Raw genomic sequence first — 19,957 nt, forward strand, 5'->3', positions numbered from 1 at the left:
TGGATGGTTCCAGTATTTGCACCGGCAAATTTCATTCCGGTACGTGGTGAAGGTTCACGTATCTGGGATCAAGAAAATAAAGAATATATCGATTTTGCAGGCGGGATTGCAGTAAATGCATTAGGTCATGCGCATCCAGTGGCAGTTAATGCGTTAACAGAACAAGCAAAAAAACTTTGGCATGTCGGCAATGGTTATACCAATGAACCCGTACTGCGTCTTGCTAAACAACTCACTGAAAATACATTTGCAGACAAAGTATTCTTCTGTAACTCAGGTGCAGAAGCAAATGAAGCAGCATTAAAGCTTGCTCGTAAAGTTGGACTCGACAGTGGTGTCTCAGGTAAAAGCGGTATTGTGGCATTTAACAATGCGTTTCACGGCCGTACTTTATTTACCGTTTCGGCTGGTGGTCAGCCAAAATATTCACAAGACTTTGCACCACTTCCAAACGGCATTAGCCATGTTGCTTATAATGATTTAGAAGCGGCTAAAGCAGTTATTAATGAGCAAACCTGTGCAGTAATTGTAGAGCCTGTACAAGGTGAGGGTGGGGTAATTCCTGCTGATATCGAATTTTTAAAAGGTTTACGTGAACTGTGTGATCAGTTCGGTGCCTTACTTATTTTTGATGAAGTGCAAACAGGTGTCGGTCGTACAGGTTCACTTTATGCTTACATGAACTACGGTGTTACACCGGATGTGCTTACTACTGCAAAAGCATTGGGCGGTGGTTTCCCTGTCGGTGCAATGCTAACAACTGATAAATTTGCGCCGCATTTTTCAGTGGGTACACACGGCACGACTTATGGCGGTAACCCGCTGGCAAGTGCAGTTGCAGGTGCAGTCTTTGAGTTTATTAATACACCAGAAGTACTTGAAGGCGTGAAACACCGTCATCAATATTTCCTTGATGCATTAAATACGTTAAATGCTGAATATCAAGTTTTTGATGAAATTCGTGGTCAAGGTTTATTGATTGGTTGCGTATTAAAAGCTGAATATGCAGGTAAAGCAAAAGACATTACCACATGGGCAGGTGAGGAAGGTTTACTTGCTTTGATCGCAGGGCCTAACGTAGTTCGTTTCACACCTTCACTCATTATTCCTGAACAAGATATTGATGAAGGGATAGCTCGTTTAAAAAGAGCTTTGGCAAAGTTGGCTAAATAAAAAAAAGGAAAGCTAGCCATGATGATTGTCCGTCATGCCGAGTTTCGAGACCTTGAAGATATTTATAAATTAGCAGGTAAGTCAGGTGTTGGCCTGACTTCCTTGCCACAAAATATGGATACGCTTTCGGCTCGAATTTCACGTACTCGCAATACTTTAAATGGTAATGTTCATAAGAGCGAACAGGGTTATTTGTTTGTTCTTGAGGATACAGAAGCTCAACGTGTTATTGGGGTGAGTGCAATTGAAGTTGCTGTGGGTTTAATCGAACCTTGGTATAACTTTCATGTTGGAACCCAAGTACATGCTTCAAAAGCATTAAATGTCTATAAAGCATTACCGACTTTATTTTTAAGTAATGATCGAACGGGAAGTAGTGAGCTCTGCACATTATTTTTAGATCCGGAACGTCGTGAAAACCAAAACGGTAAATTCTTATCAAAAATCCGTTTTATGTTTATCGCAGCATTTAAGCAATATTTTGAGAAAAAACTTATTGCTGAGATGCGTGGTTTTTCTGATGAAAATGGTTGTTCACCTTTCTGGGATGCGATTGGTCACCATTTCTTTAATATGGATTTCTCCACAGCAGATTATTTAAGTGGAATTGGCCAAAAAGTTTTCATTGCGGAACTTATGCCACGTTTTCCAGTCTATGTAGACCTTTTACCAAAGGCTGCACAAGAAGTGATTGGAAAAATGCATCCACATACTTTACCTGCTTATCATGTGCTTGAGTCCGAAGGCTTACGCTATCAAGGATATGTCGATATTTTTGATGCAGGTCCAACCATTGAAGCCAATATTGATGAGTTGCGTGCAGTTAAAGAAAGCCAATTTTTAACTGTCAAAATTACTAATGAAGCTACAGTGGGTAAAACACAATACCTTGTTGCCAATGATAACTATCACGACTATCGGGCTATGTTAATGAAGCTTGATCTCGTAGATAACATTCTAAATTTAAACCATGAACAAGCTGAAAAACTCGGTGTACAAGAAGGGCACGCTGTTCGTGTGTTATCACTAAATCCTATGGAAGTATCCTGATGTCAAACTCTTTATTTATAAACGGTGTCTGGTTACAAGGCAGCGGTACAACATTTGTAAAAACAAACCCAGTTGATAACCAAACTGTATGGTCAGGTACTGAAGCTACAGCTGCAGATGTTGAAAAAGCTTGCCAAGCTGCACGTACAGCATTTCCTGCATGGGCACGTTTAGCTTTTGCAGAGCGCGTTGCAATTGTAGAAAAGTTTGCAAAGCTGCTTGAAGAAAATAAAAAACATTTAGCTGAAGTAATTAGTCAAGAAACCAGTAAGCCTTTTTGGGAAACGTTAACTGAAGTTCAGTCAATGATTGGCAAAGTTGCGATTTCGATTCGTGCTTATCATCAACGTACTGGCGAAAGCTCAACTGAAATGGCAGATGGTGTGGCATCTTTACGTCATCGTCCACATGGTGTACTTGCTGTTTTTGGCCCATATAACTTCCCTGGCCATTTACCAAATGGGCATATCGTTCCTGCTTTGCTTGCTGGCAACACAGTTGTGTTTAAACCAAGTGAATTAACGCCTTGGACTGCTGAAGAAACTGTAAAACTTTGGCAACAAGCAGGTTTGCCAAATGGTGTAATGAACTTAGTTCAAGGTGGCCGTACTACTGGTGAAGCCTTGGCTGCTTCTCATGAAATTGATGGTTTATTGTTTACCGGAAGTGCAAACACTGGTTACCACTTGCATAAGCAAATGGCAGGTGCGCCTGAGAAAATTCTTGCGCTTGAAATGGGCGGCAATAATGCATTGATTATTGATGAAATTGAAAATATTGATGCGGTTGTTAACCTCACTATTCAATCTGCTTTTGTTTCGGCAGGTCAGCGTTGTACATGTGCACGCCGTATCTTGGTAAAAAACGGTGCTGAAGGTGATGCATTTATTCAACGTTTTGTTGAGGTTGCTAAAAACCTGAAAGTTGGCCGTTGGAATGATGAGCAACAACCATTTATGGGCGGCGTAATTTCATCGGCTGCTGCGACAAACATGATGAATGCTCAGCAAAAGCTACTTGAGCTTGGTGCAAAAAGCTTATTGCCAATGACACGTCCTCAAGAAGACAGCTCGTTACTTACTCCAGGTATTGTTGATGTAACAGGTGTGGCGGGGATTCCAGATGAAGAATATTTTGGTCCGCTTACCACCATTCAACGTTATGACAGTTTTGATGAAGCATTAAAAATTGCCAATGCAACTCGTTTTGGTTTGTCTGTTGGATTAGTTTCTCCAAAACGTGAACTATTTGATGACTTACTCATTGAAGCGCGTGCCGGTATTGTGAACTGGAACAAACCATTAACAGGCGCTTCAAGTGCTGCGCCATTTGGTGGTGTTGGAGCTTCGGGTAACCACCGTGCAAGTGCGTTTTATGCTGCTGACTACTGTGCTTGGCCAATGGCTTCACTTGAAAGTGAAAGCTTGACGTTGCCAGAAAAATTATCTCCAGGGATTGTGTTGCCTTAACACTAGGGAAAGAAAAAATGAAAGGATATGAAGTAAATTTTGATGGTTTAGTGGGGCCAACACATCACTATGCGGGTTTGTCTTTTGGTAATGAAGCATCAACCAAAAACCGTAACAATACCTCGAATCCAAAATTAGCAGCAAAACAAGGCTTATTAAAAATGAAAGCCTTGGCTGATATGGGAATGAAACAAGGTGTACTTGCTCCGCATGAGCGTCCACATGTTCCGATGTTACGCCGTTTAGGTTTTACCGGAGATGATATTAGTGTTGTTGCTCAAGCAATGCGTTATTCACCAGAGCTATTGTCATCTTTAAGTTCAGCTTCTCCAATGTGGACTGCAAATGCTGCGACAGTTTCACCTTCGGCTGATAGCCAAGATGAGCGCGTGCATTTTACTGCGGCTAATCTGAACAATAAGTTTCACCGTTCAATTGAAGCTGAAACTACAAGCCAAGTCTTACAAGCCATCTTTAAAAATGAACGTCACTTTGTACACCATGAAGCTTTACCACAAGTGGCTTTGTTTGGTGATGAAGGGGCAGCAAATCACAATCGTTTAGGTGGTGATTATGCTAAGCGTGGTGTTCAGGTCTTTGTTTATGGTCAACAACATTTAAATAATGGTTTACCGGGACCAAAGCGTTATCCAGCACGTCAGACGCGTGAGGCAAGTGAAGCAATTGCGCGTTTGCACCGTTTAGATGATGCACATACGGTTTTTGTTCAACAAAACCCAGATGTGATTGATCAGGGTGTTTTCCATAACGATGTGATTGCGGTAAGTAACCAACAGGTTTTATTTCACCATCAACATGCTTTCTTAAATCAAGATCAGGCATTTGCTGAAATTCGTCAAAAAATGGCAAGTATCGGTGAAGACTTTATTTCGATTGAAGTGCCTGAAAACCGCGTTACTGTAGACGATGCTGTTGCTACTTATTTGTTTAATAGCCAGATTTTGACTCGTCCAGATGGCGGCATGACCATTGTTGTACCAGAAGAGTCTCGCCAAAATGCTGCGGTATGGAGCTATTTGAACGATATGATTCAAATGGGTACACCAATTGATGCAATTCAAGTGTATGACCTACGTGAAAGTATGCGTAATGGTGGCGGTCCAGCTTGTTTACGTTTACGAGTGGCATTAAATGAAACTGAATTAAATGCTGTAAATCCAAAAGTTCTTATGAATGATCAATTGTTTATGACGCTTAATCAGTGGGTAGATAAACATTATCGTGATCGTTTAGCTCAAGAAGATTTGGCAGATCCGCACCTACTCATGGAAAGCCGTATGGCGCTTGATGAACTGACTAAAATTTTAGGTTTAGGTTCGGTTTATCCTTTCCAAAAATAATGAGGAGGTGACATGCAAGATTTTCTAGCATTAACCTTACAAGGTGAGCTGCCTGCAACGCGCGAGGGAAAACAAGATAATTTTTCTTGGCGTTGGTTAGGTGAGGGGCTTCTTGAATGTACACCACATAAGCAGTACGACAAAGCTGTCGTACTGTCAGCTGGAGTACATGGGAATGAAACGGCACCAATTGAATTGCTATCTCATCTTTGCACCGATTTATTTGCCGGGCGTTTAAAGCTTGCGGTGAGATTATTGCTTGTATTGGGTAATCCCTATGCGATGCGTCAAGGCAAGCGTTATGTACATGACGATGTAAACCGTATGTTCTGTGGTGGGTATAAAAATTTACCTGTAACAGAGGAATCTAAGCGAGCTGAGGTTTTAGAGCAGGCAGTTGCTACTTTCTTTCAAGAAAGTGCGAGTAATGCTAAGCGCTATCACTATGATTTACATACAGCAATTCGTGCTTCATTATTACCAACCTTTGCTCTATTACCTTATCAAACGCATGACTATGATGCTGATTTGACAGCAAGCCTTGAAGCTGCTGACTTAGATGCTTTGGTTTATCACAGGACTGCGGGTAAAACATTTACACATTTTACAAGTGAAAGCTTTAAAGCTGCGAGTGCAACTTTGGAGTTAGGCAAAGCTTTGCCATTTGGACAAAATGACTTGAGCCAGTTTGCCGCAATTGATGAAGTTATTCGCAATGTCGTTTCTGAACAAGCTTTACCGTTAAGAAATAAAACAAAAATTCGAGTGTTTCAGGTGTCTGATTCTTTAATTAAAAAAGATGAGGATTTCCAAATGAACTTATCGGCTGAGGCTCCGAACTTTTCAACATTTACCAAAGGCGAAATCATTGCGATACAGCCTTCTGGTAACTATGTAGTTGAACAAGATCAGGTCTGGATTTTATTTCCAAACCCAAATGTGAAGATTGGTTTACGTGCAGGTTTGGTTTTAACCGAAACACACTCATAATTTTTAGATAAATAAAAAAGGGCGATGAGTCGCCCTTTTTTATTGCTAACTTTAATTAGTTAGTGCCGAAAAGGCCTTTAACGAAAGATTTCTTTTCAGTTTTTTGTGTAGAGCCTTGAGCCCCTGCATTTACGTTTGCATTTGCACTGATTCCAACCGGAGCAACATTAACACCAACATTTACGCCTGTTTGAGCGTTGACTGCATGAGCTGGTTGAGCTGCATTTAATTGTGCTTGAGCATCAGCTTTAGTACCCGCAACAAATTCTTTTTGCTCTGCTTGATTTTGAGCTACGCGAGCTTTAACTGCATCTACACGTGCTTGAGCATCAGCTTGTTTTTCAGCGCTAAATTCTTTTTGTTCAGCCTGTTTTTCAGCAACTTTGGTTTTTACTGCATCAAGATGTGCTTTTGTATCAGCTTTAGCTTCAACTGCTAAGTTTTTAGTACCTGTTGCAGCTTTAGTCGCTAAATTTTTTGTCCCTGTTGCTGCTTCAGTAGCAAAATGTTTAGTGCCTGTTACAGCATCAGAAGAAAGTTCAGCTACTTTTCCTGTTGTTTTTTTAGTTGCTTTAACCGTAGTGTTAGCAGCTACATGACCAGCATGTTTTGCAGTGCTACCTACAGTATGTGCAGTATTTTTAACTGTATTTGTTACGCCACTAACAAGTCCACCCGGTTGTACATTTACTTGAGCAGAAGCGTCCGCATTAATGCCCGCACTTTGTGCAAAAATAGAAGCAGAGGCAAGAACGCTTGCAGTCACGATAGCTGTTTTCATCATTTTCATTGCGATATCCTTCAAAGAATATACCCTTTTAGTGAGGTATTTCATAAACGCAATCGCATCATATCTAAGGCTTGATTCGCTTGGGAATCACCTTAATCAAAACGTTACAACAGCATTACAGTCATTCAACACATTAGAGAGAAATTGTGGAGAAAAGAAAATATTAATAATAAAGTGAAATAGATACCGATATTTTATGATTTAAAAACGAGCAAAATACTTTTCGTCTTTTTCTTTTCTAAAATAAAAATACCCAAAAATATTTAACATGACCATTTTTCTATATCTATAAAGATGATTCTTTTTTCATTTTTTATTCGAGATAACTGCATAGTTATTGCTTATTATGAGAATAAGGTGCTTTTTGGCGCTTTTTTGAACCATATTCTGCCAGAAATATAAACGTAAAGGGCAGAACTGTATTTTTGCTTATTCGGGAAAAGATGATTTTGTTTTTCTCATGTTTATATATTTTATGAAATAGAAATTTCACATGAAATATATCTTAAGAAATAGCGCTTTATTTCGAATAATCAAAAATAAATATAGATGTCTATAAACAAAATAACAGAGATCTTAAATGATGAAAATTATTGCTTCCCTTTTCATATTGGTCGGCTTAGTCGCCGTTGTTCTCTATTTTAAGCCAACAAATGGTGCATCTGAGGTGTTCAATTCTGCTTTAAACAAGCCGAATTCATCACAACCAGACACTTCATCTTTACTTTCTAAACTTAAGGAGCCTGCTCAACCTAAAAACTTATCTTTAAATTCAACTCAACCCAAACCCGTATCAGAAGATACTGTTCCTTTTTATGACACAAAAAGTGATCCTTCGATTCAACCGATTGATCCAGAAAAAGATCCAGCAAATGAAATAAAAGCGAAATAAGTAAATTGTTAGTTGAAAAAACTACGGAGAAAAATAATGCAAAGTAAAACGTTATTTCTATTAGGTCTATGTACGATCTTAAGTACAACTGCATCCGCTGTTCCTTTGGACGCTAAAGGTGCCAAACAGCAGTTAAATCAAGCAGCAAAACAAAAAGTATTTCAGGGTAAAATTAACTTAGATGCTTTGGTTACCAATGAATCTAATGATCTTATTGTTGAATACAATATTCCTTCGGAAAGTGTGGCTACAGGTTTGGAGCGAAGAAATTATATTGCTGCAAATAAAAAGAATATCCAGTCAAGGTTTAATCGTGGTGTAGGGGTACAAGTACTTCGGGACTACAATAATTTACCTATAGCTTTTTACCGAATTAGTAATAAAGAAGCTTTGGTTGATTTGCTTAATGATCCGAACGTTAAGGCTGTATATCCAAACCGGATTAATCAGGCGACAACCATGGAAAGTTTGCCTTTAATTAACCAGCCTCAAGCTAATACCAAAGGCTTTAATGGAACTGGTTCTAGTGTGGCTGTGCTTGATACGGGGGTAAATTACTTACATTCGGATTTTGGTTGTACAGCAGTTAATTCACCTTCAAGTACGTGCCATGTCGTTTATGCATTTGATAGTGCCCCAGATGATGGCTCACTTGACGATAATGGTCATGGTAGTAATGTTTCAGCGATTGTGTCTAAAGTTGCCACCAAAACAAAAATTATTGGAATAGACGTTTTTCGGTCAGGTTCAGCCTATGATAGCGATATCCTTGCAGGGATTAACTGGGCAGTAAATAACGCTAAAACATACAATATTAAAGCGATCAATTTAAGCCTTGGTGTTCCTGGTGTTAAATACAAATCTGAATGTAGTAATAGTAGTTATGCAACGGCGTTCGCAAATGCGCGAGCTGCTGGGGTAGTACCAGTAGTTGCATCAGGTAACGATGCATTTCCTGATGGTATTTCTTCACCTGCTTGTGTTGCTGGAGCGGTAAGAGTAGGTGCTGTATATGATAGTAATATTGGTGGTGTTTCATGGGGGAACCCAGTGAAATGTTCTGACCCAACCACGGCAGCGGACAAGGTGGCATGTTTTAGTAACGGGGGCAGTCTTGTGACTTTATTGGCACCAGGGGCAATGATTACTGCGGGTGGTTATACTATGGGAGGTACTTCTCAAGCCACGCCACATGTGGCTGGCGCAATTGCATTATTAAGAGCAAACAGTGTTACACCAACTGAAACTATTGATCAGACCATTAATCGTTTAAAAACCACGGGTAAACCTATTACAGATTCAAGAACAGGTTTGGTTTTCCCACGTATTGATTTACTGGCGGCAACCAATGGTTTAACCGTTAACTAAAGAGCATATTTATAATTTCTTATTAGGTCCAAGAAATTTAAATGGCTAGGGCTCGTTGCAAAAGATTACTTCTGCAACGAGTTTTTTTATGGGAGTTTTTTAATCACACTTCGCTAAATTGGCTTTACTAAAATTGCTCTGTAGCTTTTTAAAATTATTTTGAATTGCGGGATCTTGGATATTAAAAGTGGTTGAACTTTTCGTTGTTGAGTTGATGGCTTGACTTAATATGCCAGAAGAATCTGGATATTGCTCCGTAAATGATTGAGCTGAAATTAACCCTTTATTGTTAAAAATCCAGTGCTCAGTGACTCGGCCACCACCTAAATAACCCGTAAATTCAATCATACAAGCTTGTTTATCGTGTTTAATGAGTTTGGCTACATTACCTGTCGTGGTGGGATAAGCTTCAATATTAGTATCTTGTTCTAAAACTTGAGCCTGAGAATAAGAAGAAACGGATTTTGTGGTTGCACAAGCAGTTAGTGCTACACAGCAGAGTGTTGAAAAGAGAAGTTTTTGACTATTCATAAGGCACATTCCTCGCTCTTTGTAGTATTTTTAAATGTCTATATTTTTTAAAAAGCGCGAAATGATCGCGCTATTCAAACTCAATCTTAATTGGTCGTCGTGCTAGATTTGCTTAACTCGCCTTGTTCAATTGGTATGTTTTGGCCATTTCGGCTACTAGTAATATTTTGTTTGGCTTGTTCTATTTTCTGTTCAGTAAAGACTTTCGCTGTATCTGCTTTTTGTTGAACTACCTCTGCTTTTTCAGCTGTAAATTCTTTAGTACTTTGCCATTTTTCACTAATTTTTTGTGAAGTGTTTTCGGAAGCACCTTGAATAGAATCTCCTAAATTTTGTATGCCTTTTCCTGTTTTATATAATAGAACACGTCCTAAACTTGGATTGTCACCATAAGGTTGCGTCTTAGGTGCTACTTCATTTACTTGTTGTGTCTGTGTTGTTTCAGCAAAAAGGGTTGATGAGGCCAGTATAGAGCTTGCAACGCATAACACTTGTAAGGTTTTCATTTGGATCAATCTCCCCAATTACTTTAAAAGTTGAAGTGCTGATCTTACTGTTAAAAATAAATCTTGTGCAGGCATGTGATAAAACCCATACGATTTAATTACGAGAATTCATCATTTAACAGCAATTGACTTACTCTTCTGAGACTTATAAATAAAATTCAGACTTAATAAGTTCTATAAACGTATCTCTTGCTTTATGGTTGCTCACGTTTTTATGCCAGAAAAAGTGATTTTGCATAAAGGCAAGATGTTCAAACTTATAGCTTTGAATATGCGCTAAATTTTTATATTGCTCATAAATACTCTTAGGGACTAAAGCCACACCAGAACCTGCACTCACACAACCAATAATCGTGGCATAACTGGTAATGCTGGTGATGGGAAGTGAAATATTCTTGAGTTTAAGCCATTCTTCTAAAGCTGCACGGTAAGGGCAGCCTTCAGTCCACATAAAAATTTCTTTACCAATCAGATCTTCTTGGCAATGAATTTCACCCAAAGAGTGAGATGCAATCAAGACCATGTCTTCTTGGTAAATACTGAGTTTATTCAGCATTGGAAACTCAATATTACCTGCGACAATTGCACCATCAAGTTTGTGCTGAGAAATATCAACTAATAACTGTTTCCATGTGCCAGTAATAATTTGAATAGAAACCTCAGGGTAGCGTTGATGATATTTTGCAAGTAAGTTGGGTAGGCGAGTTGTAGCAGAAGATTCAATAGCTCCAATTTTGAGCGGGCCAGAGGGAGGTGCATCTGGATGAATACTTCGTTTCGCCTCATCGCATAGCGCTAAAATTTTATGGCAATAGCTAAGGAAGATTTCTCCTGATGGGGTGAGTTTTAAAGCTTTCCCTTCACGATAAAACAATGGTGCGCCGAGTTCTTCTTCAAGCTGCTTAATGCGTGTAGTGATATTGGAGGGTACGCAATGTAGTTGTAGTGATGCTTTAACCATGGTCCCGCATTCAACCACGGTCTGAAACATTTTTAACTGGGTAATATCCATATTTAATCATTCACTTTTAATGAATATTTGACTCAATATAAGTTAATTTTATTCAACTATCTATGTGCATATGATGAAAGAGTTCCATTTCATTAGTGTAGATTTAACATGGCAATTTCTCTTGCTGCGGAAACCCAGCCTCCAGCTTTTAAGCTTTACTTATGTATTGCTATTACTGTCTTTTGTTGGGGGTATTCACCGATTGGTGTACATAGTGCCTTGCATTCATATACACCGCAGCATATTGCCTTGCTCCGTTTTTTGATTGCATCTGTTTTTTTACTGCTTTTGGTCATGAAAAAAGGAATTCAGCCTTTAAATTGGAAAGATGTTCCTGCGCTTGCTGTATTAGGTTTTTTCTCTGTAACGCTGCATCACTTACTTATAAATACCGGGCAGCAGTATGTGACTGCGGTTGCATCTAGTATTTTGAGTCAATCTATTCCGCTATTCACTTTTATTATTTCAGCTTTACTTTTTAAAGAAAAAATTCGTTTCAAACAGTGGTTGTGTATTTTGCTGGGCCTTTGTGGCGCCGTGTTGGTGGTTAGTGGAGATCATGGTTTTGGTGTGCCGAGCCCCTATAGTTTATTGATTGTTTTAGCTGCAATTGCATGGGGGCTTTATTTTAATTTATATAAAAAATTTGCCTTAAATTATGATGCCTTGAGCATGATGTGCTACATCATCTGGTTCGGAACCATTCCTTTACTATTTTATAGTGCCCATTTACCGAATGAAATTTTACATGCTACTTGGCAAGCCAATATATCGGTTGTCTTATTGGGTATTTTCCCAAGTGCGATGGCTTATGTACTTTGGGGATATGTACTTAAAAATATGCCGTTAACGATTGCATCGAATTTTTTGTATTGTTCGCCTATTGTCGCAATGAGTTTGGCCGTTGTTTTCTTAAATGAAAAACCATCAATGATGGTGCTGCTAGGTGGGGTAATTATTGTGGGGAGTTTGGTGTGGATGAATTGGAAAAGGTAGTAATTTAATATTTTAATTCTTGAGCGCTGATTTAAGATGAGAGTATTAATTTTATTAAAAAAATGATCATTTAAATCAGCAAATCTCGATAGTTGTATCTTAGAGCCTAATTACTGCAGGGTAAAAAGTTAGATAGAACTCAAAAATACCAGTAATGAAATCATTCTATTCTTTCTACTTTCTCAATATAGTCAGAAGAATTATATGTAATTGCAATGACTACTTTCTCTCTGCCAATTACTGAGTCTGGGATTAATAGAGTTTCGTCCACGGAATCGAGCGGTAATTTACTCGGCATTACACTATGTATTGACGACACGATTGTATTCGCTATTAAACCATTATATAAAGCCACTCCATATGCTTTGGGTTTATTATTAATTTTATATGAAGTGATCGTATCTACTCTTTTATCCCCAACGAGTCTACTTACTACAGGTGGATGGAATTTATTTAGAAATTCATTTCGAGACATTCCCACTACATTAATCTTTTCTATAGCAGGTGCATTTGTAGTGTTAGGTAAAGTGATCCGATGAGGATTTATCGAACAGCCCATTTGGCCAACTGATAAGATAGAAATAACAAGTAGTAGAATATTCTTCTTCATTTATTTATAACTCTAGATGATATTAATTGATAAACTCTGCAGACTTATAACGATTTTCTTAAAAAATATCAAATTATTATAATGACTTATGTGGGTAGAGGAATTGTATTAGGTAGTGTAATAAAAGAATAAAGAAACTCTAGTTATTATCTTATTGAGGGGTAATTATTATAGGAATTTTGGTATGGATGAATTGGAGGAATAGGCGTACCATCGAATAATCTATAGATTATTAAACTATCTATAGATTAATGTTGTGTCATGTGCTGCTTACTTTAAGAGAATGAGATGATTGTTGTTACCTTGACCTATAAAAAACCATTGACCGAAGTTGATGCTGTACTCAAAGAGCATATTGCTTTTTTAGATCATTATTATGAGCAAAAGAAGTTTCTGGCATCAGGGCGTCGAGAAAATAGAGTAGGTGGGGTAATTTTAGTTCTAAGCTCTTCGATTCAAGAAGCTGAGGAGATTATGAAAAATGATCCGTTCTATATTCATGATGTGGCCGATTATGATTTTATGTGGTTTGAGCCATCGAAAAGTTTAGAAGAAATTAAAGACTTTGTTTAACTCAAAAAAATAAAGGGATCTATAAAAGATCCCTTTATTTTTTTAAATGTAATCTTCATTCGAGTAGATATCCGTTTGTTCCAGAACAATATCTAAAGCTCTATGGAGCATTTTATGTATTTTTATTGAAGTAGCTCTTTTAGCTTCTCCTATTGTGATATTCGGTTGATCTATATAGGACCATATAAAGGTTTCTAAACTGCTAATTTTAATTCCAATAGTACCAGTTTTATATAATGCTACGAGGAGCTGAGAAATTATCTCACTTTCCTTTATTGTAGATTTTGGCTCCATAATTTTTTTGCAGATTTCAATACAAGTATCTGTTTCATTATATTCATATAAAGTGAGTATGACCTCTTGTAAAGATTCTCCCGCTAAAGTTGAACGTGAAATATTAGCTGTTTTGCCTCTAAGTATTTCAATTATATCTAAGAAAGAAGGATAAATCTGAGACCATTCTTCAGAAAGTGAATTTAAGCGTTTACTTGAATATATGGCTTCAGCGGCGAGGAGGGCACGCCATGAAATTTTATTATCGGAAGATTTTTGGAAACAAGTATTTACGAATTGCAGTATATCCCTTGGTCTGCGTAAAGTACGTTCGATTAGAAAGTCAAAGGCTAATTGGCCACCCTTCTTTCGAGGGGATGGAAATAAATCATCAAATGTAATATTCCCATTTGTATATTGGAATTTAAAGACTTGATTAATTCTTTTTTCAACTAGATTCCTCAAGTCGGAAGGTTGCCATAATATATCTAATATATATGACTCATATTTTTCTTCTTGAAATCCTGAGTCTCGAGTTTTATCAAAAACTAATTGTAGTAAATCTTTTCTTAAAGCTATAACAATTTTTATTTGTGCTAGTTTTCTGAATGACTTAATTTCCTCAATAAGTGCTCGGATGAACCTACATCTAGTTGATGTGTTTGCCCAGTCTTCATCAAGCTGATCAATTATTAAGTAAAATTTCTTTTGTGGGTCATTAAAGGCTGATTCATTTAAAGTATCTAATATATGATTTAAATTGGCTAGTTGAGAACCATCTATAACTTGATTGGCTTTTCTTTTTATATCTGTAATCTGTTCTTCAGAATATCTAGAAAGACCTTCGGCTCCAGCCTTGATAATTTGGCTATTCGCTCCTAAAGAGGCCTTTGTCTCACTTTCTAATTTGCTAGTGATTTGTTTAAGCTGTTCATCTGTTTCTAACCAAAATTTATCTCCCCATTGCTGAAAATATTCATATGCTTTTTTTTCATTATTATCTTTAAACCAATCTAAAAAATTCCTAAAAATTGAACTTTGAGATGAGAAACTATTATTGAAATCATATCTTAATTTTAATAACTCAAGAATAATAATATGTCTCCATAACATTCTATAAAATAGATCTAATTTTATATCTAAATTTTCAAAAAAATTAATAATATCAGAGTGTTCTAAGAATTTTATGGAGATGTCGTGAGGGTCTAAGCGCTTACATTTAGAAACTGACTTTTCTAATTTGTATAGTAAGGCACTTTTCCCTGAACCTGTTCTCCCTAGAATGATCGATTTAGGATTTTTAACATCGATTAATTGTTCAAGATAGCCATTATCTATAAAACAAGAATCTAGTAGTTTGCTATCAGCTTCTGCATCAAGCTCACCTATTCTTAAATCTTTTGCAAATGTAATATTTTTTGTCATTTTAGCTATTTAGTAATAAACCCCACTAAATATATAACGGGGTTTATTTTAAAGATCAAGTATTATAAATACTTAACTATGTAATACACTCACATCAGCAAACTGGTTATGCAACTGAGCTAATAAATAAAAAAATAGTTAACTTTTAAAAGAAATCTATATCTTTTACTTTTTCCAACGTATTGCTAATTGTATTAAGTTAATTAATGCAGTGGGCTGTTCTTTTTGGATATCTTCAATATACTTCTCAAAATAGATAAAAGTATTAATAAGTTGACTTCTCATCATCTGTTTTAGAAGAAATTCATCAAATTCATTATTTCTTATACCAATAGAAATATATTCATAAAAGTTAAGTACATATCTAAGATCTAATTTCTCTTGAGTATTCAAATTATCAAATTCAGTAAGACAGTCTTTGTTATTTTGAGTTTTCTTTAATCTTTCAACCGCTTTTGTAATGCTATCGAATTTTTCAGTATAGCTATCTGATAATCTAGAATTCATTAATGCTTGAATTGAATGACTTTTTATAGTGGATATAAATTGGAACCTACCAGCATATAGCCATCCAATTACAGCAAAAACTACTCCTAAAAACGTTATAAATTTATCATCAAATAAAAGAGAACTTTTTGCAATTTTTAAACCAAGAAACTTAATTTCAAAAAAGAAGGAATTTCATATAAAAAAAAGGAGAATTGTTATTAAGGTAAAAGCTATCATTTGATCTAAATGGTAATAACTTTTTGGGCGTACAAAAAAGGTTCTATCTTGGAATAAGTAAAAAGCAAACCAAACCAGAAAATAAGGTATAACAAGTAAAATAGAATGTAGTATTAAAAATTTCATATTATATATATTTAAAAACCCCACTAAACTTATAGCGGGGTTCATTTAAAAGATCAAGTATTATAAATACTTAACCCTGCAACACACTCACATCAGCAACAGCAGTAAACAAGTGACGTAACTGAGCCAATAAACGTAAACGGTTTGCTTTCAGGTCAGCATCATCTGCCATTACCATTACACCATCAAAGAATGCATCAATCGGCGCGCGAAGTGCTGCAAGCTTAGAAAGGGCAGCCGTGTAGTCTTTTGCTGCAAGTAATGGTTCAACTACAGGAGTCACTGCTTGAAGCTCAGCAAATAATGCTTTTTCAGCATCTTCAACCAAGTTTGCTTCAACTACAGAACCTTCTGGGGCTGCTTCTTTCGCAAGAATGTTAGCAACACGTTTATTTGCAGCAGCAAGTGCAGCAGCTTCAGGTAATGTGCGGAAGTGGTTAACTGCATTTACACGCTTGTCAAAATCAAGTGGAGATTTTGGTGCAAGAGCTTGAACTGCTTGAAGTACGTCAACAGCAACGCCTTGGTCTTCGTACTTAGCACGATAACGACCTTCCAAGAATGCAACCGCATCAGCACGAGTTTTGTCGTGGTCTTTAATGATATCGCCATAACCTTGAAGCGCAAGATTCACTAACTCCTCAATAGTTACATCTAATTCATTTTCAATGATTAAACGTAAGATACCAATTGCTGAACGACGAAGAGCAAACGGGTCTTTAGAACCTGTAGGTGCTTGTCCAATACCGAAAATACCAACCAGCGTATCTAAACGGTCAGCAAGGGCAATGGTTGTACCTGTTTTGGTTTTAGGTAAAACATCACCCGCAAATTTTGGTAAATATTGCTCACCTAAAGCTTCAGAAACTTCAGTGTTTTCACCTTCAATACGCGCGTAGTAAGTACCCGCAATACCTTGAAGTTCTGGGAATTCACCAACAAGCTCAGAGGTTAAGTCACATTTAGCAAGTAATGCAGCTTTTTCAGCATCGGCTGGGTTTGCACCAGTGATTGATGATAATGCAACAGCAAGTTTTGCAATACGTGTTGATTTGTCCCAAAGCGTACCAAGCTGTGCTTGGAATACCATGTTTGCTAGTTTTTCTTTACGAGATGCAAGCGGTTGCTTTTGATCTTGTAAAAAGAAGAACTCAGCATCAGACAAACGAGGGCGAACAACTTTTTCGTTACCTTCAATAATTTGAGTTGGGTCTTTAGACTCAATGTTTGAAACAGTAATGAAGTAAGGTTGTAATTTACCTTCTGCATTGATCAAACAGAAATACTTCTGGTTGTCTTGCATTGTCGTAATAAGAGCTTCTTGAGGAACAGCTAAGTAGCGCTCTTCAAAAGTTGCACGTAAAGCTACAGGCCATTCAACGAGGCTTGTTACTTCATCAAGTAAGTCTGCTGGAACAATCGCAGTTGCGTTCACTTCATCAGCTAGCTTTTTCACTTGTTCTTGAATGGTTGCCTGACGCTTTTCAAAGTTCACAACAACGTAAGCTTTTTCTAAAGCAGCCAAGTAGTCATTTGCATGCGCTAAAGTTACAGCTTCAGGTGCATGGAAACGGTGACCATAAGTCACATTGCCAGCTTTATGATCTTGAATAGTCGCGTCAACAATTTGGTCATCTTTGAGTAAGACAACCCATTTCACTGGACGTACAAATTCGGTACGGCTTGCAGCAGAACGCATGCGCTTAGCAATTGGTAAATTGTCTAATGCAGTTTGTAAAATCTGTGGAAGTAAAGCGTCAAGGCTTTGACCTTTCACATCTTTTAAATAGCAAACTTTTTCAACTTTACCTGCTTGGAAAGTAGAAAGCTGATCAGCAGTAATGCCTTGACCACGCATAAAGCCTTCAAGTGCTTTAGTCGGTTTGCCTTCTGCATCGTAAGCTGCTTGAACAGCAGGGCCGTCAAAACGTTTTTGTGTATCCGCTTGCGCAGCATCTACATCTACAATTTTAAGCGCTAAACGACGTGGAGCAGCATAAGCTTCAACAGATGCGAAGTTTAAGCCTGCATCATTTAAGCCTTTTACCGTTTCTGCCTGTAATGCATCACGTAATGTTTTTAAGCTTTTTGGTGGAAGCTCTTCACAGCCAAGTTCGAATAAAACAGTATGTTTGCTCATTAGTTTTTCTCCGCCTTTGCTGCTTCACTTTCAGCTTGTGCTTTTAGCTGTGCCAATACTTCATCACGTAAATGCGGTTCTGCCATTGGGAAGCCAAGTTCTGCACGCGCTTGTACATAACTTTGTGCAATTGCGCGCGCCAAAGTACGTACACGTAAAATGTAACGCTGACGCTCAGTCACAGAAATTGCACCACGTGCATCAAGCAGGTTAAAGGTATGAGACGCTTTAACCACTTGCTCATAAGCTGGAAGTGGAAGTTTAGCTTCCATTAAACGGTTTGCTTCTGACTCGTAGAAATCAAATAGTTCAAATAGTTTATCAACTGGAGCGTATTCAAAGTTATAAGTCGATTGCTCAACTTCATTTTGATGGAATACGTCGCCGTAAGTTACCGTGCCGAATTGGCCTTTGGTCCAAACAAGGTCATAAACCGAGTCTACACCTTGTAGGTACATCGCAAGACGTTCTAAACCGTAAGTGATTTCGCCTGTTACCGGATAACACTCAACGCCACCGACTTGTTGGAAGTAAGTGAACTGAGTTACTTCCATACCGTTAAGCCAGACTTCCCAACCTAGGCCCCAAGCACCGAGAGTTGGAGATTCCCAGTTGTCTTCTACGAAACGAATGTCGTGAGTAAGCGTATCAATCCCGATTGCTTTTAAAGAATCAAGATAAAGTTGCTGGATGTTATCAGGGTTTGGCTTAAGTACCACTTGGAACTGATAGTAGTGTTGCAAACGGTTCGGGTTTTCACCGTAGCGGCCATCTTTTGGACGACGTGAAGGTTGAACGTACGCAGCATTCCAAGTTTCAGGCCCTAAAGCACGTAAGAATGTTGCGGTGTGGAATGTTCCAGCGCCCATTTCCATGTCGTAAGGTTGTAGTACGACGCAGCCTTGTTCGGCCCAATAGTTTTGTAGGGCAAGAATTAAACCCTGAAATGTATCAATGTGCGAGATGGCGCGACTCATGTAGCATCCACGAATTTATGAGAAAAATTGCCACTAAGTATAAGGATTTTGTAGGGGAGTGGCAAAGGCTTAATCAAATGAATACGTGATTAGCCTATTTGTTTTCGGCTTAGCCATTTCAAGCTTAACCAGTAGCAAAAGCCGGTAAATAAAATCATGAGATAAAAACTGTAAATCTTATAAATATTCCACCAAGGAGACGGGAATGACCCGACAAAAAACAAATGTGCAATAGGGCTAATTAAAATCCAGATCGCAGTTCCGCTGATGAAAATACTCATCAGATTTAAACGACTTTTACGGGCCAGAAAATAGGAAATGATATATGCGAAAGGAATAACTAGAAGGCCATAAAAAAGTAAATAAAATAAGAAATGGGTTAGTAAAATAACTCCAATCGAATAAAGGTTAAACTCAGCATTTAATGTCATGACCCCTAAGGCAGATAAACTCAGCAATGGTAGGGGTGCAAGCGCAAGTGCATGAATAATCGTTTTTTTATTATATTGAAGCATATTAAAAATTATAGAACTGAGAAGAAGTTATGTTGAAATTTTGCTGCAAACTTATTGTTTTCTCCAGCCTTTTCTGTAGCCCGTGGCTTTACGCGCAAACCGAAACTGATGAGCAAGATGAATACAATCAATGTGTAGACCAGACCATTAAAGAAATGAAGCTTGAAAGCATTAATAATATGGTCGTGTATAGCTGTTCTGAACAAGCTAAAAAGACTTATGAAGAAAAAATTGTTGCTCTGATTGATCAAATTCGTGCACAAAGCGAAGAATACAAACAGCCAGAACGTTACCAAGATATTTTAAAATCTCAGCGACTCTGGAAAGCCTATGTAGATCAGGAATGTAATAATGCAGGTTCATATATCGGCTCACCGATGTATTCATATTGCCCAATGCAAGAGTATGAAAAGCGTGTAAAGCAGCTTGAAGAATACGTTAATTAAGACAAATT

The 19,957-nt window shown here is 37.7% G+C and carries 20 protein-coding genes; 10 read left to right on the forward strand and 10 right to left on the reverse strand.

The features are described from left to right. The 5 genes from J576_RS18195 to astE form a co-directional block, all read left to right on the forward strand. Positions 1-1,173, forward strand: a 1,173-nt coding sequence (locus tag J576_RS18195; RefSeq protein ID WP_212750205.1) for an aspartate aminotransferase family protein, incomplete at its 5' end; no start/stop codon positions are given. An 18-nt stretch (positions 1,174-1,191) separates the two neighbouring features. Then, entirely contained in the window at positions 1,192-2,223 is a 1,032-nt protein-coding gene (astA, locus tag J576_RS18200) for an arginine N-succinyltransferase (protein ID WP_002052326.1), read from the forward strand. Continuing rightward, positions 2,223-3,692, forward strand: coding sequence for a succinylglutamate-semialdehyde dehydrogenase (gene astD, locus J576_RS18205; RefSeq protein ID WP_002052313.1), 1,470 nt, complete (start codon positions 2,223-2,225; stop codon positions 3,690-3,692). The genes astA and astD overlap by 1 nt, the downstream gene beginning before the upstream one ends. A gap of 17 nt (positions 3,693-3,709) precedes the next feature. Beyond that, on the forward strand, positions 3,710-5,053 hold the full coding sequence (gene astB, locus J576_RS18210; RefSeq protein ID WP_002052272.1) for an N-succinylarginine dihydrolase: 1,344 nt from the start codon (positions 3,710-3,712) through the stop codon (positions 5,051-5,053). A 12-nt stretch (positions 5,054-5,065) separates the two neighbouring features. Beyond that, on the forward strand, positions 5,066-6,043 hold the full coding sequence (gene astE / locus J576_RS18215; RefSeq protein WP_002052323.1) for a succinylglutamate desuccinylase: 978 nt from the start codon (positions 5,066-5,068) through the stop codon (positions 6,041-6,043). Between the two features lie 55 nt (positions 6,044-6,098). Here the strand turns inward: astE and J576_RS18220 are convergent, their stop codons facing one another. Then, positions 6,099-6,833 carry a hypothetical protein gene (locus J576_RS18220; protein ID WP_002052282.1) on the reverse strand — a complete coding sequence of 245 codons (735 nt, stop codon included), beginning with the start codon at positions 6,831-6,833 and terminating at the stop codon, positions 6,099-6,101. Between the two features lie 583 nt (positions 6,834-7,416). Between J576_RS18220 and J576_RS18225 the strand changes: the two genes are divergently transcribed. Then, entirely contained in the window at positions 7,417-7,725 is a 309-nt protein-coding gene (locus J576_RS18225) for a hypothetical protein (RefSeq protein ID WP_031951244.1), read from the forward strand. A gap of 36 nt (positions 7,726-7,761) precedes the next feature. Continuing rightward, positions 7,762-9,093, forward strand: coding sequence for a S8 family peptidase (locus J576_RS18230; RefSeq protein WP_002052268.1), 1,332 nt, complete (start codon positions 7,762-7,764; stop codon positions 9,091-9,093). A gap of 99 nt (positions 9,094-9,192) precedes the next feature. On the opposite strand, the gene J576_RS18235 is transcribed toward J576_RS18230, so the two are convergent. From J576_RS18235 to J576_RS18245, 3 genes are all read right to left on the reverse strand, one after another. Then, entirely contained in the window at positions 9,193-9,624 is a 432-nt protein-coding gene (locus tag J576_RS18235; RefSeq protein WP_002052277.1) for a hypothetical protein, read from the reverse strand. An 86-nt stretch (positions 9,625-9,710) separates the two neighbouring features. Beyond that, on the reverse strand, positions 9,711-10,130 hold the full coding sequence (locus J576_RS18240; RefSeq protein ID WP_002052287.1) for a hypothetical protein: 420 nt from the start codon (positions 10,128-10,130) through the stop codon (positions 9,711-9,713). A gap of 145 nt (positions 10,131-10,275) precedes the next feature. Continuing rightward, positions 10,276-11,142 carry a LysR family transcriptional regulator gene (locus J576_RS18245; RefSeq protein ID WP_002052312.1) on the reverse strand — a complete coding sequence of 289 codons (867 nt, stop codon included), beginning with the start codon at positions 11,140-11,142 and terminating at the stop codon, positions 10,276-10,278. 108 nt (positions 11,143-11,250) lie between these two features. On the opposite strand from J576_RS18245, the gene J576_RS18250 reads away from it, so the two are divergent. After that, a complete protein-coding gene (locus J576_RS18250; protein ID WP_002052324.1) occupies positions 11,251-12,138 on the forward strand; it encodes a DMT family transporter in 888 nt (295 codons plus the stop codon). A 160-nt stretch (positions 12,139-12,298) separates the two neighbouring features. Here J576_RS18250 and J576_RS18255 read toward each other — a convergent pair whose 3' ends face one another. Beyond that, positions 12,299-12,748, reverse strand: a complete 450-nt coding sequence (locus J576_RS18255; protein ID WP_025467952.1) for a hypothetical protein — start codon at positions 12,746-12,748, stop codon at positions 12,299-12,301. A 288-nt stretch (positions 12,749-13,036) separates the two neighbouring features. On the opposite strand from J576_RS18255, the gene J576_RS18260 reads away from it, so the two are divergent. Continuing rightward, a complete protein-coding gene (locus tag J576_RS18260; protein ID WP_002052305.1) occupies positions 13,037-13,321 on the forward strand; it encodes a YciI family protein in 285 nt (94 codons plus the stop codon). Positions 13,322-13,363: 42 nt separating this feature from the next. Here J576_RS18260 and J576_RS18265 read toward each other — a convergent pair whose 3' ends face one another. The 5 genes from J576_RS18265 to J576_RS18285 form a co-directional block, all read right to left on the reverse strand. After that, complete coding sequence (locus J576_RS18265) at positions 13,364-15,019, reverse strand: P-loop ATPase, Sll1717 family (protein WP_000164668.1); 1,656 nt, start codon at positions 15,017-15,019, stop codon at positions 13,364-13,366. Positions 15,020-15,184: 165 nt separating this feature from the next. Next, complete coding sequence (locus tag J576_RS20505; RefSeq protein ID WP_353743512.1) at positions 15,185-15,682, reverse strand: DUF4760 domain-containing protein; 498 nt, start codon at positions 15,680-15,682, stop codon at positions 15,185-15,187. A 259-nt stretch (positions 15,683-15,941) separates the two neighbouring features. Beyond that, positions 15,942-18,011, reverse strand: coding sequence for a glycine--tRNA ligase subunit beta (gene glyS, locus J576_RS18275; protein ID WP_002052269.1), 2,070 nt, complete (start codon positions 18,009-18,011; stop codon positions 15,942-15,944). After that, complete coding sequence (gene glyQ / locus J576_RS18280) at positions 18,011-18,988, reverse strand: glycine--tRNA ligase subunit alpha (protein WP_000085212.1); 978 nt, start codon at positions 18,986-18,988, stop codon at positions 18,011-18,013. Before glyQ ends, glyS begins: the two co-directional genes overlap by 1 nt. Positions 18,989-19,077: 89 nt before the next feature. Continuing rightward, positions 19,078-19,503, reverse strand: coding sequence for a hypothetical protein (locus J576_RS18285; RefSeq protein WP_002052351.1), 426 nt, complete (start codon positions 19,501-19,503; stop codon positions 19,078-19,080). 29 nt (positions 19,504-19,532) lie between these two features. Between J576_RS18285 and J576_RS18290 the strand changes: the two genes are divergently transcribed. Beyond that, the gene (locus tag J576_RS18290; protein WP_002052267.1) at positions 19,533-19,949 is read left to right on the forward strand and encodes a lysozyme inhibitor LprI family protein; all 417 of its coding nucleotides are present in this window, start codon (positions 19,533-19,535) and stop codon (positions 19,947-19,949) included. Positions 19,950-19,957 lie beyond the last annotated feature (8 nt).

The organism is Acinetobacter sp. 766875, assembly GCF_000582055.1.
Taxonomy (GTDB): Bacteria; Pseudomonadota; Gammaproteobacteria; order Pseudomonadales; family Moraxellaceae; genus Acinetobacter; species Acinetobacter nosocomialis.